Origin of the sequence: Skermanella mucosa (assembly GCF_016765655.2) — a bacterium.
Classification (GTDB): domain Bacteria; phylum Pseudomonadota; class Alphaproteobacteria; order Azospirillales; family Azospirillaceae; genus Skermanella; species Skermanella mucosa.
The window spans coordinates 3,756,277-3,769,685 of the sequence record NZ_CP086106.1; the positions used below are offsets into that span (position 1 = coordinate 3,756,277).

A 13,409-nucleotide genomic window follows, 5' to 3' on the forward strand; every position below is an offset into this window, starting at 1 on the left:
ACTTCTCCCTGGATGGTGGAAAGCTAAACGAAATAGCGATTGCCCCCTCCAGTCTTTCAGATAGAGACTAATCCCTCTCAAGTCTTCGGACAGCATCGATCAGGAAAGGAGTCCCGCCATGCCCAAGATCCGCCTTCGCCGCCGTGGGCCGGCCCGCCGTGGCTGGGCCGGGCGCGCCGGGTGGCTGGCGGGCGGGTGCCTGATGCTCGCGGGATGCCTGTCGGACCCGGCGATCGCCCCCGTCGTGGTGGAGCCGAAGACGCCGACCACAAAGACGATCAGCAGCTTCACCAGCAGCCTGCAATGCATGGACACCCTGCTGTGGCAGCACGGCAAGAGCGACATCTACATCATGACCTCCGGCATTCCCGACGCCACCGGAAAGGTCGCGGCGGGCACCAAGGAGATGCTGATCACCGCGATCTCGCGCATGTCGGCCCGCAGCAACGCGTTCCGCTTCGTCGATTTCGAGCCCAACCCGAACAGCGACGTCACGGCCCTGTCCGCCCTGATCGGCGTCCAGCCCGACTTCGTGGTGCCCAGCTATTATATCCGGGGCGCCATCACCCAGCTGGACGAGAACGTGCTGAGCGAGCTGCAGGGCGGCTCCGTGTCCCTGCCCTTCCTCGACATCGGGGCATCGCGCGACCGGATCGTCTCGGTCGTTTCGGTGGACCTGAACGTCGGCGAGGTGGTGACCCGCCAGATCCTGCCGGGCATGTCGGCCAGCAACTCGATCGCCGTGGTGCGGTCAGGCATCAGCGGCGATGCCGGCGGACGGATCGACAAGGCCGGCTTCGCTTTCAACGTGGCCTTCAACAAGTCGGAAGGCTTCCACCAGGCCGTCCGGACGCTGGTCGACCTGAGCGTGGTCGAGACGCTGGGCAAGCTGACCCGGGTGCCCTATTGGCAGTGCCTTGGCCTCGACCAGACCAACCCGACTTTCCGGGCCCAGGCCCGCGAATGGTTCGACACCACCCCGCCCGACGAGCAGGTCCGCTTCGCGCAGCAGATCCTGTCCAGCGGCGGCTATTACGAGGGACCGATCACCGGCATCTACGACATCGAGACCAAGGAGGCGGCCGCGCGCTACCAGACCGACAACGACCTGATCGCCACCGGCAGGATCGATTTCGACCTGTACTACTCAATGCTGGGCAAGCCCGGAGTGACCGCCCGCGCGCCCGGACGCACCGGCGCCATCGCCAATGCCGGCGGTCCCGGTATTCCGCTGATCCCGACGGATGCGAGCGGCGAACGACGCCTGGACCTGTTCCTCAACACGGATCGCGGCCCGGCGCCCCAATTCAAGCAGGGAGAGGCCCTGGTGGTGAGGGCGCAGGCGACCACCGACGCGTTCCTCTATTGCTATTACCAGGACAGCGACGGGACGGTGGCGCGGGTCTTTCCCAACCGCTTCCAGCCCGACGCTTTCGTGACGGCGAACCAGCAGGTCGAGATCCCGCCCGGTTACGAGAAGCCTTTCAACATCCGCCTGGATAGCGTCGGCGAAAGCGAGGCGGTCGCGTGCTTCGCCTCGGCCCGGGAGGTCGGCCTGTCCCTGCCCGACGCGATGAAGATAGAGGATCTGAGGCCGATTCCGCAGGCGACCCTTCAGAGTGTCGCCCAGGCTTTCGACGAAATCCCCGGCGGGAACATTCGGACCAAGCGCCTGAACCTGCGTGTCGTCCCGGCCAACACGGTCGACTTCTGAACGGTCGCGGCCCTATGCCACCGCCAAGCTGGACGGCGGGGCCGACCGCAGCTCCGACAAGTGGACGCGGCCGGACAATGTGTCCAGCACGCCGTCGGCGAGCGCCAGGGCCGCCCGGGTTTCCGACCGGGCATCGACGCCGAACAGGTTGATCAGCCCCGGGATGCCATGCTCCGCCTGCCCTTGGATGCGGAAATCGTCCGGCCGCGGGTCTTCCGTATCCTGGTCATCGTTATCGCGGCCGACCAAGTCCCGCGGCTCGGACAGGACGTCCATCCAGCTTTCGCCCAGAAAGCCGGAGAAGAACAGCGCCGCCGACTTGGCCCCGCGGCAGCCCGGCACCACGAGCCGGTCGAAAGGCGCCGTGCCTTCCAGCTTGTACCGTTTCGACCCCGGTCCGGACAGTTCGGGCGGAACATGGTTCCGCATGCCCTCGACCCGGGCGGCGATCTGGACCGCCTCGTAATCCTCGGTCGCATTGATCAAGCTGTCGCAGCGAACCGTCTCCAGCTCGCCCGGCATCCCGCCGAGATCCACCTCGAATCCACGCCTCATGGGATAGGCCGCGACCAGCCGGCAATCCTCGGTGACGAAGGCGCCGGCGTTCTCCGCCTCGATCCGCAGGGCAAGGCGAAGTGCGTCGCCATCGACGATGCCCGCATCGGGAGCAAACAGCCCGCCGATGCATCTCAATCCCCGCTCGTGGGCGGTGACATCGGCCACCGACAGCAACTCCACCGAGGGATCGCGCTGTTTCATGTCTTCAAGCAGCGCCATCTCGACGTCATCGCGCGCGATCAGCAGCTGCCCCGTGCGCCGGAACGGGACTTCCTGGCGAGCACAGTAGGATACCAGCGCCTTCGCGCCGAGGGCGGAGAAGCGGGCGCGGAGGGTCCGGGGGCGATCCACGACCGGGGCCTCGACCGGCTCCGGCCAGCCGCCGGCAGCCAGGGCATGCCCGCCGTCATCCTGCTGGCGGTCGCGCCGGGCAATCAGCATCACCTCCCGCCCGTCGAGGGCAAGACGCCGGGCAACGGCGGCCCCCAAGGTTCCGCTCCCGATCACGACACATTCTATCCTGTCGGCAGACATAAAAAACCTCTCGCCTTGAATAACCCTCGCGTATGCCGAAAGACGCTGTCAGCGGCAGTTGCTGCGGACAAATCGCGGCGAAGTTCTTTTCGCTTCTCGAAATCTACGTCTCTAACACCGTGGCCCAATGTGAGGGCTTTCGTTAATAACTTTAAGTCGCCTTTTGTTCATAGAACGATATGGCATCAAAGTATTGACCGCGAGCATGCCGCACCTTCGTTCGGCCGATACCGGGCCTTCCGGGTCGATCCATCGTCGGATGCCCGGAAAGGCCTGCGGGAACAGGTTGGAGAGTAGCCAGATGGCCCGGAACAAGATGGCCCGGAACAAGATGGAGGGTGGCGTGTTTCGCTCCTCGCCGTCGGAACCGGAAGTCGCGGTGCCGGAGGCATCCGGAGCCATGGCGGCATCCATTTCGGAATCAGGGACGGTACAGGCGGTTGCTCCCATTCCGCCTGGTGCGGATCATCAGAACGGAGCATGCTCGTGAACGGAAAAAAGGTTCGCCTCGCGATCGTCGGCGTCGGCAACTGTGCCTCATCGCTTGTGCAGGGCCTGGAATACTACAAGAACGCCGCCGAAGACGATCAGGTGCCCGGCCTGATGCACGTCACGCTGGGCGGCTACCATATCCGCGACATCGAGGTGGTGGCCGCCTTCGACGTGTCCGACGCCAAGGTCGGGCGCGACCTGGCCGAAGCGATCAACGCCCCGCCGAACAACACCGTCCGGTTCGCGGAGGTGCCCAAGTCCGGCGTTACGGTCGAGCGCGGGCCGACCCTGGACGGTCTCGGCAAGTACCTGGGTCAGGTCGTCACGGAGTCGGAGCGGCCGGTCGTCGACGTAGCGGAGGTGCTGCGCCGCAGCGGCGCCGAGATCCTGGTCTCCTACCTGCCGGTCGGGTCCGAGCGCGCGACCGAGTTCTATGCGGAGCAGGCGCTGGAAGCTGGCTGCGCGCTGGTCAACTGCATCCCCTCCTTCATCGCGTCGCATGACGCGTGGCGCCGGCGGTTCGAGGAGAAGCGCCTGCCGATCATCGGCGACGACATCAAGTCCCAAGTCGGCGCCACCATCGTCCACCGCGTGCTGACAAACCTCTTCCGCGAGCGTGGGGTCCGCCTGGACCGTACCTACCAGCTCAATTTCGGCGGCAACGCCGATTTCGAGAACATGCTGGAGCGCGAGCGGTTGGAATCGAAGAAGATCTCAAAGACGAACGCGGTGACCAGCCAGCTCGACGTGCCGCTGTCCAACGAGAACGCCCATGTCGGTCCGAGTGACTACGTGCCGTGGCTGGCCGACCGCAAATGGTGCTACATCCGGATGGAAGGCACGACCTTCGGCAATGTCCCGCTGAACTGCGAGCTGAAGCTTGAAGTCTGGGATTCCCCCAACTCGGCCGGCGTGGTGATCGACGCCGTGCGCTGCGCCAAGCTGGCGCTGGACCGCGGCATCGGCGGGGCGCTGATCGGCCCGAGCAGCTATTTCATGAAGACGCCGCCGCAGCAATTCACCGATGCCGAGGCCCGCACGCGCACCCTGCGCTTCATCGACGGCGAAGCCTGACGGCACGTGGGCCAGGACGTTCCGACCATCCACCTCGTGCGGCACGGCGAGCATGACCTTCCCCCGGGTTTGCTCGCCGGCCGCACGCCCGGCATTGCGCTGTCGGGGCGCGGAATCGACCAGGCCCGGCGCACGGCGGAGCGGCTGGCCCATGCCGGCGGCATCGCCGCGGTCTATTCCAGCCCGCTGGAGCGTACCACCCGGACGGCCGGCATCATCGCCGATCGCCTGGGGCTTGCCGCCGGGATCTCCGAAGCCCTGATCGAGATCGACTTCGGCGACTGGACCGGTCGCCCGTTCGCCGAACTGGACGCACGGGAGGACTGGCGCCGCTGGAATCATTTCCGAAGCGGAACGCGCCCGCCCGGCGGCGAGACCATGGCGGAGGTGCAGGCGCGGACCCTGAGGTTCATCGAGAAGCTGGTCCACGGCGGGCTGCAAGGTTCCGCCGTGCTGGTCAGCCATTGCGACGTGATCCGGGCCGTCCTGGCCCATTGTCTCGGCATGCCGCTGGACCTTCTCCTGCGGCTGGAGGTAGCGACAGCCTCCGTCAGCACCATCGAGATCGGCCCCTGGGGGCCCCGCATCCTGCGGATCAACGAGGAACCATGATGAGCGAGCAGGACGAAATCCGGCGCCGGATCGATGATCTGGGCCAGTGGTTTCACAATATCGAGTTGAAGGGCGTGCGCACCGCGCCGAACCATTTCCTGGGTGACTATCCCAACGTCAAGTGGCAACGCTTCGCCCATGCGGTGCCGGAAGATCTGCGCGGCATGACCGTGCTGGATATCGGCTGCAACGGCGGTTTCTACTCGATCGAGATGAAGCGCCGCGGAGCCGACCGGGTGGTTGCCATCGACAGCGAGCCGATGTATCTGGGCCAAGCCCGTTTCGCGGCCGAAATGAGCGGCGTCGAGATCGAGTTCCGCGAGATGTCGGTCTATGACCTGGGCCGGCTCGGGGAACGCTTCGACCTCGTGATCTTCATGGGCGTACTCTATCACCTGCGCCATCCGCTGCTGGCGCTGGACCTGATCCATGAGCATGCGGCGCGTGACCTGCTGCTGTTCCAGTCGATGATGCGCGGCAGCCAGGAGGTCGAGCCCCTGGACGAGAATTACCCCATCACCGAGACCGGCATCTTCGGCAAGCCCGGCTACCCGAAGATGCATTTCGTCGAACGTCGCTATTCCAATGACGACAGCAACTGGTGGATCCCGAACCGGGCCTGCGTCGAGGCCATGCTGCGCGACAGCGGTTTCGACATCCAGCAGAGGGCGGAGGAGGAGGTCTATCTCTGCCGCCGCACCGAACGCCGGGCGCCCGGGGTGGCCGCCGTTTATCCAGCGAGGGGACAGCAATGATCGAAGCGGCGATGATCTGGAACGAGCCCAACAACAAGTCCCACTGGGATCCCGAGCTTGACCCGGACTGGATCGCCTTCGGCCGGATGGCGTCGCTGGCGGGCCAGGCGATCAAGGCTGAAGCCCCCGGCCTGCTGCGTGTCCTGGGCGGCATCTCGCCGATCGACCCGGTGTTCATCTCCAAGCTCCGGTCGCGCGGGGTGCTCGACCATGTGGACGTGGTGGCGGTCCACGGCTTTCCGCTGGACTGGAACCTGTGGCCGATCCACGAATGGCCCGAACGGCTGAAGGAGATCCAGGCGGTCACCGACCTGCCGGTCTGGGTCAGCGAGGTCGGCGTTTCGACGTTCGGCGCGGAGGAAGTCCAGGAATTCGGCCTTCAGCGCACCGCCGACCTGCTGATCGGCCGGGTGCCGCGCATCCATTGGTACAGCCTGTACGACCTGCCCCGCTCGTGGGAGGCGACGACCCGCCATCGCGAAGCGGAAGGGTCGTCGTATTATCGGCACTTCTACATGGGCCTGCTGCGCGAGGACGGCTCGCCGAAGCTGGCGATGAGCCACTTCAACCGCTACACGCCCGACATGGGCATCTGCCAGTGGTTCCATTACGAGGACCACCGCCTGGACGACGCCGTCCGGTGGCTGCGCGACCTGGGCGTCCGGCACCTGCGCACGGGCCTGAGCTGGGCCGACAGCTTCCGCCCGAACGCCCTGGACTGGTTCGACCGCCAGATGAAGGCGCTGGAGGAGTTCGACGTGACGGTGACCTTCTGCTTCACCCCGGAACACCGCGGGCTGGCTCCCCACCACACCAGCCCGCCCCAGGTGCCGGAGGAGTTCGCGGAATTCTGCGCCACGATGGTCCGGCGGTACGCGGCTTGAGGCGGCACCCGTAGCTCGCCTTTAGAGCTGTGCCCGATCAGGTCGATCCGGCCGGAGCAGCCGGGACGATGCGTTGGGCCATGACCCAACCTACGATCGACGGTCCGCATCACCTCCGCCCTGCATCAAACCGTAGGTTGGGCCGTGGCTCAACGCATCGCGGCGAATGGAACGTCAGGCTGCATGGACCGGAGCGGTTCAACCCGGTCGGAAACAGCTCTAGTGAATGCATGTGACTGTTTAAATGCTGTAAAGATCTTCCAGTCCGAACATTCAGTCGTCCTCAATGCTCGGCGTCGGCGCCCGGCGGCCAGCCCATGCGGGGTGTGCCGCGGGCCAGCAGATGGGAGACGCGGGGGTCGGCGGAGCCCCGGTGGAAAGCGCGGACACGGTCCAGCATCTCCCGGTCGGCCATGGTGGTGCGGCGCTGGTGGCGGAGGTCGTCCAGCCAGGAGCGGAGCAGGAACGCCTCGACCCAGCGACACGGGTTGGCGGCGTCCTGGTACAGGGTCCAGCGCACGGCACCGTCACGCCGCCGCAGCCGGCGCAGGTTTCTCATTGCGGCGGCAAAGGCCGCGGCGTCGGCGGGATCGACCTCGTACTCGACCGTCACGGCGACGGAGCCGGGGCCGGCATCCAGGCCGGGTGCCAGGGTCGGGCGCGGCAGTGCCGTGATCGGGGACATGTCTGGCGCGATGTTGGCCGGCAGGCGGAAGCGCAGCGCCAGGATCAGGCTTAGCGCCAGCGCAAGGCCGGCGGCGGTGAGCGCCTGCCCCGTGCCGATCTCCTCGGCGGCATGGCCCCAGCCCCAGCTTCCCAGCGCCAGGCCGCCGAACAGCGACATCTGGTATATCGACAGTACCCGCGCCTTGACCCAGTTGGCGGCCGAGAGCTGGACCATCACGTTGAAGCTGGACAGCGTCAACATCCAGGCCGCCCCGCCCAGCACCAGGGCCGGTATCACCGCGTAGAGGCTCGGGAAAAGCCCCAGCACCAGGGTTGCGACGGCGAAGGACACCGTCCCGATCGCGACCAGCATCTGGCCGCTGGTTCGTCGGCGCAGCACGCCGATGTTCAGCGCGCCGATGATGGCGCCGACGCCCAGGCTGCCGAGCAGGATACCGTAGGTGAACGGCCCTCCTCCGAGATCCTCGCGCGCGACCAGAGGCAGCAGCGCCCAGGCGGCCCCGGCCGTGGCGGTGAAGGCGAAGCAGCGTAGCATCACCGTCAGCACGGTGGGCGAGCCTCCGACATAGCGCAAGCCGCTGGCCATCGCGGGCAACAGGCCCTCGCGCGGCAGCTCGTCCCCCGGACGCTTCGGGCGCCACGCCAGCAGCACCCCGATGATGAAGATGTTGGAAACCGCGTTGAGGATGAATGACGCCTGGACGCCCAGCGTCGCCACCACCAGCCCGCCGATCGCCGGCCCGACCGATCGGGCGATGTTGAAGCCGATGCTGTTCAGCGCCACGGCGGCCGGCAGCTCCGACCGGGGCACCAGGTCGCCTACCGAAGCCTGATAGGCAGGCTGGCGCAACGCCGATCCGGTGTCCATCAAGAACACCAGGGCGAGCAGCAGCCACGGCGTCACGGCCCCCGCGCCTTCCAGCACGGCGATCAGGGTGGCTCCCGACAGGACGATGACCTGGCCGGTCATGAACACCAGCCGCCTGTCCCACAGGTCGGCCAGCGCGCCGCCGAAAAGCGAGAACATCAGCACCGGCAAGGCGGTCGCCGACTGGACCAGCGCCACCATGGCGGCGCTGTCCGCGATCGATGTCATCAGCCAGGCGGCGCCGACCGACTGGATCCAGACGCCGAGGTTGGACATCAGGGTGGCGAACCAGATCGCCCTGAACATCGGATAGCGGAATGGCGCCAGCGCCGAAGGCAGTTTCGGCACGCTCACGGCGGCCGCGGTCGTCTTGGTGTCTTCTTCTCGTGCCGGCATGAATCAGCGTAGTCGGATTGGCGGGAGGAGGAGGAGCACCCGTTTCAACAGGTAAGGGAGAGAACCGGCCCACGGGCGAGCGAGCCCGGAGCAGAACAAAAGACATATGACCGGCGGCGGTATTGCCCTTTACGGACCGGTCATACCGGTCTACTGTCTCCCTGTCACAACGCAGTCGGTTGGCAATCATGTCATTCGAAATCGAAAGGAGATTCCTGGTCTGTCAGGATATCGATCGGCTCTGCCGGGACGGGGACAGAATAATCCAGGGATATTTTACTTTCGACCGGGAGTCACGTATCCGTATCCGCATCCGGAATGACCGCGCTTTCCTGACCATAAAGGGTCCGCGACAGGGAATGACCCGGTCCGAGTTCGAAACCAATATTCCATTGCCTATCGCGGCGGCCATGCTGTCGCGACTGCCGCCTGAATCGCTGATCGAAAAGGTCAGGTACACGTTGCCTTACGCCGGCTTGGCGTGGGAGATCGACGTGTTCGGCGGCCTGAATGCCGGGCTGGTCGTAGCCGAAGTGGAGCTTTCCCACCCGGAGCAGGAAATCACCCTGCCCCACTGGGTCGGCCGCGAGATCACCTACGACGCACGTTATGGAAACTCCAGCCTTTCCGTCGAACCCGTTTCCAGTTGGACGCAAGCTGCCTGAGCCTCCTGCGCAGGTACTTTCAAACGGCTTTGCGCACCAGGAACGGTTCCTCGACGGCGGATAGCCTGTCAGCGCTCTTGGGAAGCTTCTCGGCGATCCCGAGCGCCGTTTCGCGCCGCCGCATCTCTTCCCAGATATCGTCAGGGGTGATCCCCATGTCCGCCCACAGGACCGCCAAATTGTAGATCAGGTCGGCGCTCTCCGCGACCACGCCGTCATGGTTGTCCTGGACGGCTTCGATCACGATCTCGACCGCTTCCTCCCCGACTTTCTGAGCCATCTTCGCCCGGCCGGCCTGGTGGAGCTTGGCCGTGCGCGACTTCTTCGGGTCGAGTTCCCGATGCTCAAGGATGGATTGGTATAGACGTCTCAATGAGTCGTGCATGATGTATGTACCATTGGCCGGCAGGGCGAGATTGCGGCTCACTATGCCTGAGTCGCTCCCATCCTGGAATTATAATGACAGATCTTACAGGTGGTAAGCTGACGCAGTCTTGTCAGCAGCTTTCTATCCCTCTTTCGGACAGAATGCTTCGGCCAAAGTAACGATCAGGCGAAATCCCGGAAACCGTCGGCCTTGGCCCGATCGTAGCCCTGGCTGGCGCGCAGGAGCTGGCGCGTATAGTCCTGCGCGGCCTCGCCGCGCCGCAGGTCGGCAACGGACATCTCCTCCACCACGCGGCCCCGGTTCATCACGGCCAGCCGGTCGCACATGTATGCGACCACCGCAAGATTGTGGCTGACCAGGATGTAGGTCAGGGCGCGCTCGGCCCGGAGCCGCTTCAACAGGTTGAGGATTTCTGCCTGGACGGAGACGTCCAGGGCCGACGTCGGCTCGTCCAGCAGCAGCACGCGCGGCTCCAGGATCAGGGCGCGCGCGATGGCGACCCGCTGGCGCTGCCCGCCCGAAAGCTGGTGGGGAAAGCGGAAGCGGAAACCGGAGCCGAGCCCCACTTCGCCCAGGACGCGCTCGATGCGCCGGTCGGCATCGCCCAGCCCGTGGATCGCGACGGGTTCCGCCAGGATGCGGTCGATGGTGTGGCGCGGGTGGAGCGAGCCATAGGGGTCCTGGAAGACCATCTGGCAGCGCTTGAAGAAGGCCTTGTCCCGGCGTTGCCGCTGCGGTTGCTCGTCGACCGACACGATCCCCGTCCAGTCCGGGTTCAGCCCGCTGACCGCGCGCAAAACGGTTGATTTGCCCGATCCGGACTCGCCGACCAGACCGAAGCTTTCGCCCTCGCCGACCCGGAAGGTGACGCCCTGGACCGCGTGGATGGCGCTTTCGCCGTGGCCGAAGGTGACGTTCAGATCCTCGACCTCGATCATCGGCCGCTCCCGGTTCCGTTGCCCGTTCGGTTGTCCGCCCAGGCGGGATCGCGGGTCAGGACCGGCAGTTCGGACCGCGTCTCGTCCAGCCTGGGCAGGCTGTCCAGCAGGCCGCGGGTGTAGGGGTGCTTCGCGTCGTGCAGTTCGTCGGCCCGGCAGGTCTCGACCACCCGGCCGGCATACATGATCAGGATCCGATCGCAGAACGATGCGACGAGGTTGAGGTCGTGGCTGATGAAGATCAGCCCCATCCCCCGCCTGCCGCACAGTTCGTCCATGATCGCCAGTACCTGCATCTGGACCGTCACGTCCAGGGCCGACGTCGGCTCGTCCGCGATCAGCAGGTCGGGGTCTGGGATCAGCATCATCGCGATCATGATGCGCTGGCCCATCCCGCCGGAGACCTCGTGCGGGTACAGGCCGAATACCCGCTCAGGGTCGCGGATGCGGACGGAGTCCAGCATTTCCAGCGCGCGGCGCCTGGCTTCGCGCCGGCCGGCGCCGCTGTGGACCTGGTAGGCCTCCGCGATCTGGCGGCCCACCGTCATCACCGGGTTGAGCGAGAACTTGGGGTCCTGCATGACCATGGAGATGCGACGGCCCCGGATGCCGCGCAGCGTGCGCTCGGACGCGGTGCGCAGGTCGGTGCCGTCGAACTCGATCCGGTCGGCGGTCACCTCGCCCGGCGGCGGCACCAGCCGCAGGACGGCTCGACCCGTCATGGACTTGCCCGAGCCGGACTCGCCGACGATGCCCAGCTTCTCCCGGCCGACGGTGAAGGAGACGCCGCGGACGGCCTCGGTGAAGCCGTCGCGCGCCGGGAAGCGGACGCGCAGATTCTCGACGGTGAGGAGTGGGGGTGTCAGGGAAGTCATCCGTTCTTGGGGTCCAGCACGTCGCGCAGCCCGTCGCCCAGCAGGTTGAAGCCCAGGCTGACGACGAAGATCGCGAGTCCCGGCAAGGTGGCGACCCACCACTGTTCCAGAAGGTACTGCCGTCCGGTCGAGATCATGGCGCCCCATTCCGGCAGCGGCGGCTGGGCGCCCAGCCCCAGGAAGCCCAGCCCAGCGGCGGTCAGGATGATCCCGGCCATGTCGAGCGTCACCCGGACGATCAGGGAGGAGGTGCAGAGCGGGATCACGTGCCCCGCGATGATCCGCACGGGCGAGGCGCCCTGAAGGCGGACCGCGCTGATGAAGTCGCTGTGGCGGATCGTCATGGTCTCGGCCCTGGCGATGCGTGCATAGGGCGGCCAGGAGGTGATCGCGATGGCGATCACCGCGTTCTCGATCCCGGGTCCCAGCGCCGCGACGAAGGCCAGCGCCAGGATCAGCTTGGGGAAGGCCAGGAAGATGTCGGTGACCCGCATCAGCACGATGTCGGTCCAGCCTCCCAGATAGCCGGACACGGTGCCGATCAGCAGCCCGACCACCGGGGCGGTGACAGCCACCAGGAGCACGATGTAGAGCGTCAGCCGCGAGCCGTGAACGACGCGCGAGAAGATATCCCGGCCGAACTGGTCGGTGCCGAACCAGTGGTCGGCGCCGGGCGGCTGCAGCCGGTTCGCGAGGTCCTGGTCGTAGGGCGACTGGGTCGCGATCAGCGGCGCGAACAGGGCGACGAGGATCAGGGCCGCGATGATGAAGAAGCCTACCATCGCCAGCCGGTTCCGCGAGAAGGCCAGCCAGCCGGCATAAAGCCGGCCCAGCCGGGCCTGCCCGCGCGAGCGCGGCGTGTCGGTCAGCAGCCAGTCGCGCAGGCTCCCCTTCGTCGGCGCGGCGGTCATCGCCTGGCCCTCGGGTCGAGCAGCCGGTACAGCAGGTCCGACAGCAGGTTCAATCCGATGAAGACGGCCCCCACCACCAGCGTGCCGCCCAGCACGGCGTTCATGTCGGCGCTCAAGAGGCTGTTGGTGATGTATTGGCCGAGGCCCGGCCAGGCGAACACCGTCTCGGTCAGGACGGACCCTTCCAGCAGGGTTGCGTAGGACAGCGCCACCACCGTGATGAGCGGCACGGCGATGTTGCCCAGCGCATGGCGCCAGATCACGCGGGTTTCCGACAGGCCCTTGACCCGGGCGGTCGTGATGTACTCCTGCCGGAGCTGGTCGAGCATGAAGCTGCGGGTCATGCGGCTGATATAGGCGATGCTGAAATAGCCCAGGATCGAGGCCGGAAGGACGAGATGGGACAGCGCGTTCCAGAAGATCTCGGTCTCGCCGGCCAGCAGCGCGTCCACGGTCAGGATGCCGGTCACCGGATCGACCAGCCCGTCGTAGAACACGTCGATCCGGCCAGGCCCCGGCGCCCAGTCAAGCTTGGCGTAGAACAGCAGCAGCCCGACCAGCCCCAGCCAGAACACCGGCACCGAATAGCCCACCAGCCCCAGCACGCGCACGAGATGGTCGGGCCAGCGGCCGCGATGGACGGCGGCCATCACGCCGGCGGGAATGCCCAGCACCACGCCGAAGATGACGGCCGCGGTGGCCAGTTCCAGGGTGGCGGGGAAGACCCGGGCTACATCCTCCAGCACCGGACGCGAGGTCAGCACCGAGGTGCCGAGGTCGCCGCGCGCCACGTCGGCGACGTACAGGCCGAACTGCTGCCATAACGGCAGGTCCAGGCCCAGTTCCTGCCGCATCCGCTCGTAGGTCTCGGCGTTGGCGCGGTCGCCGACGGCGGCCAGCACCGGGTCGATCGGCACGACGCGGCCGATCAGGAAGGTGACGAGGAGCAGTCCGAGCAGCGTGAGCGTCACCGAGACCAGCAGCCCGGCGATCCGCCGCAGCGGCCCCGCCGGGCTCCGGCGTCGACGGGCGGCGGTGTCGCCGCCCGCTTTGATGAT

At 66.5% G+C, this 13,409-nt stretch carries 13 protein-coding genes; 6 read left to right on the forward strand and 7 right to left on the reverse strand.

The features are described 5' to 3' along the window. Window positions 1–118: 118 nt before the first annotated feature. Window positions 119–1,714: a DUF4384 domain-containing protein gene (locus JL100_RS17315; protein WP_202678682.1), complete on the forward strand. Its 1,596-nt coding sequence runs from the start codon at window positions 119–121 to the stop codon at window positions 1,712–1,714. Window positions 1,715–1,726: 12 nt separating this feature from the next. Here the strand turns inward: JL100_RS17315 and JL100_RS17320 are convergent, their stop codons facing one another. After that, a complete protein-coding gene (locus tag JL100_RS17320; RefSeq protein ID WP_202678683.1) occupies window positions 1,727–2,761 on the reverse strand; it encodes an FAD-dependent oxidoreductase in 1,035 nt (344 codons plus the stop codon). A 531-nt stretch (window positions 2,762–3,292) separates the two neighbouring features. On the opposite strand from JL100_RS17320, the gene JL100_RS17325 reads away from it, so the two are divergent. The 4 genes from JL100_RS17325 to JL100_RS17340 are packed head-to-tail and all read left to right on the forward strand — an operon-like array spanning window position 3,293 to window position 6,623. Then, window positions 3,293–4,372 (forward strand): inositol-3-phosphate synthase, encoded by a 1,080-nt coding sequence (locus JL100_RS17325; protein WP_456115301.1) that lies wholly within the window; start codon window positions 3,293–3,295, stop codon window positions 4,370–4,372. Window positions 4,373–4,378: 6 nt separating this feature from the next. Beyond that, window positions 4,379–4,984: a histidine phosphatase family protein gene (locus tag JL100_RS17330; protein WP_202678685.1), complete on the forward strand. Its 606-nt coding sequence runs from the start codon at window positions 4,379–4,381 to the stop codon at window positions 4,982–4,984. Next, window positions 4,984–5,739, forward strand: coding sequence for a TIGR04290 family methyltransferase (locus JL100_RS17335; protein WP_228420764.1), 756 nt, complete (start codon window positions 4,984–4,986; stop codon window positions 5,737–5,739). Before JL100_RS17330 ends, JL100_RS17335 begins: the two co-directional genes overlap by 1 nt. Continuing rightward, a complete protein-coding gene (locus JL100_RS17340; protein ID WP_202678687.1) occupies window positions 5,736–6,623 on the forward strand; it encodes a glycoside hydrolase 5 family protein in 888 nt (295 codons plus the stop codon). The genes JL100_RS17335 and JL100_RS17340 overlap by 4 nt, the downstream gene beginning before the upstream one ends. Before the next feature lie 283 nt (window positions 6,624–6,906). Here the strand turns inward: JL100_RS17340 and JL100_RS17345 are convergent, their stop codons facing one another. Continuing rightward, window positions 6,907–8,574 (reverse strand): MFS transporter, encoded by a 1,668-nt coding sequence (locus JL100_RS17345; RefSeq protein WP_202678688.1) that lies wholly within the window; start codon window positions 8,572–8,574, stop codon window positions 6,907–6,909. A 188-nt stretch (window positions 8,575–8,762) separates the two neighbouring features. Between JL100_RS17345 and JL100_RS17350 the strand changes: the two genes are divergently transcribed. Continuing rightward, on the forward strand, window positions 8,763–9,239 hold the full coding sequence (locus tag JL100_RS17350; RefSeq protein WP_202678689.1) for a CYTH domain-containing protein: 477 nt from the start codon (window positions 8,763–8,765) through the stop codon (window positions 9,237–9,239). Window positions 9,240–9,258: 19 nt separating this feature from the next. Here JL100_RS17350 and hisE read toward each other — a convergent pair whose 3' ends face one another. The 5 genes from hisE to JL100_RS17375 all read right to left on the reverse strand — a co-directional run bounded on the left by hisE (window position 9,259) and on the right by JL100_RS17375 (window position 13,409). Further along, window positions 9,259–9,624, reverse strand: a complete 366-nt coding sequence (gene hisE / locus JL100_RS17355; RefSeq protein WP_202678690.1) for a phosphoribosyl-ATP diphosphatase — start codon at window positions 9,622–9,624, stop codon at window positions 9,259–9,261. 164 nt (window positions 9,625–9,788) lie between these two features. Next, window positions 9,789–10,565, reverse strand: a complete 777-nt coding sequence (locus tag JL100_RS17360; RefSeq protein WP_202678691.1) for an ABC transporter ATP-binding protein — start codon at window positions 10,563–10,565, stop codon at window positions 9,789–9,791. After that, a complete protein-coding gene (locus JL100_RS17365) occupies window positions 10,562–11,440 on the reverse strand; it encodes an ABC transporter ATP-binding protein (RefSeq protein ID WP_202678692.1) in 879 nt (292 codons plus the stop codon). The genes JL100_RS17360 and JL100_RS17365 overlap by 4 nt, the downstream gene beginning before the upstream one ends. Further along, window positions 11,437–12,351 (reverse strand): nickel transporter permease, encoded by a 915-nt coding sequence (gene nikC, locus JL100_RS17370; RefSeq protein ID WP_202678693.1) that lies wholly within the window; start codon window positions 12,349–12,351, stop codon window positions 11,437–11,439. The genes JL100_RS17365 and nikC overlap by 4 nt, the downstream gene beginning before the upstream one ends. Then, window positions 12,348–13,409: an ABC transporter permease gene (locus tag JL100_RS17375; protein WP_407697023.1), complete on the reverse strand. Its 1,062-nt coding sequence runs from the start codon at window positions 13,407–13,409 to the stop codon at window positions 12,348–12,350. Before JL100_RS17375 ends, nikC begins: the two co-directional genes overlap by 4 nt.

What these genes read in the sequence shown, in the direction of transcription:
- JL100_RS17315 (WP_202678682.1), top strand. Translation starts at nt 119, where the DNA reads ATGCCCAAGATCCGCCTTCGCCGCCGTGGGCCGGCCCGCCGTGGCTGG.
- JL100_RS17335 (WP_228420764.1), top strand. Translation starts at nt 4,984, where the DNA reads ATGAGCGAGCAGGACGAAATCCGGCGCCGGATCGATGATCTGGGCCAG.
- JL100_RS17340 (WP_202678687.1), top strand. Translation starts at nt 5,736, where the DNA reads ATGATCGAAGCGGCGATGATCTGGAACGAGCCCAACAACAAGTCCCAC.
- JL100_RS17345 (WP_202678688.1), bottom strand. Translation starts at nt 8,574, where the DNA reads ATGCCGGCACGAGAAGAAGACACCAAGACGACCGCGGCCGCCGTGAGC.
- JL100_RS17350 (WP_202678689.1), top strand. Translation starts at nt 8,763, where the DNA reads ATGTCATTCGAAATCGAAAGGAGATTCCTGGTCTGTCAGGATATCGAT.
- hisE (WP_202678690.1), bottom strand. Translation starts at nt 9,624, where the DNA reads ATGCACGACTCATTGAGACGTCTATACCAATCCATCCTTGAGCATCGG.
- JL100_RS17360 (WP_202678691.1), bottom strand. Translation starts at nt 10,565, where the DNA reads ATGATCGAGGTCGAGGATCTGAACGTCACCTTCGGCCACGGCGAAAGC.
- JL100_RS17365 (WP_202678692.1), bottom strand. Translation starts at nt 11,440, where the DNA reads ATGACTTCCCTGACACCCCCACTCCTCACCGTCGAGAATCTGCGCGTC.
- nikC (WP_202678693.1), bottom strand. Translation starts at nt 12,351, where the DNA reads ATGACCGCCGCGCCGACGAAGGGGAGCCTGCGCGACTGGCTGCTGACC.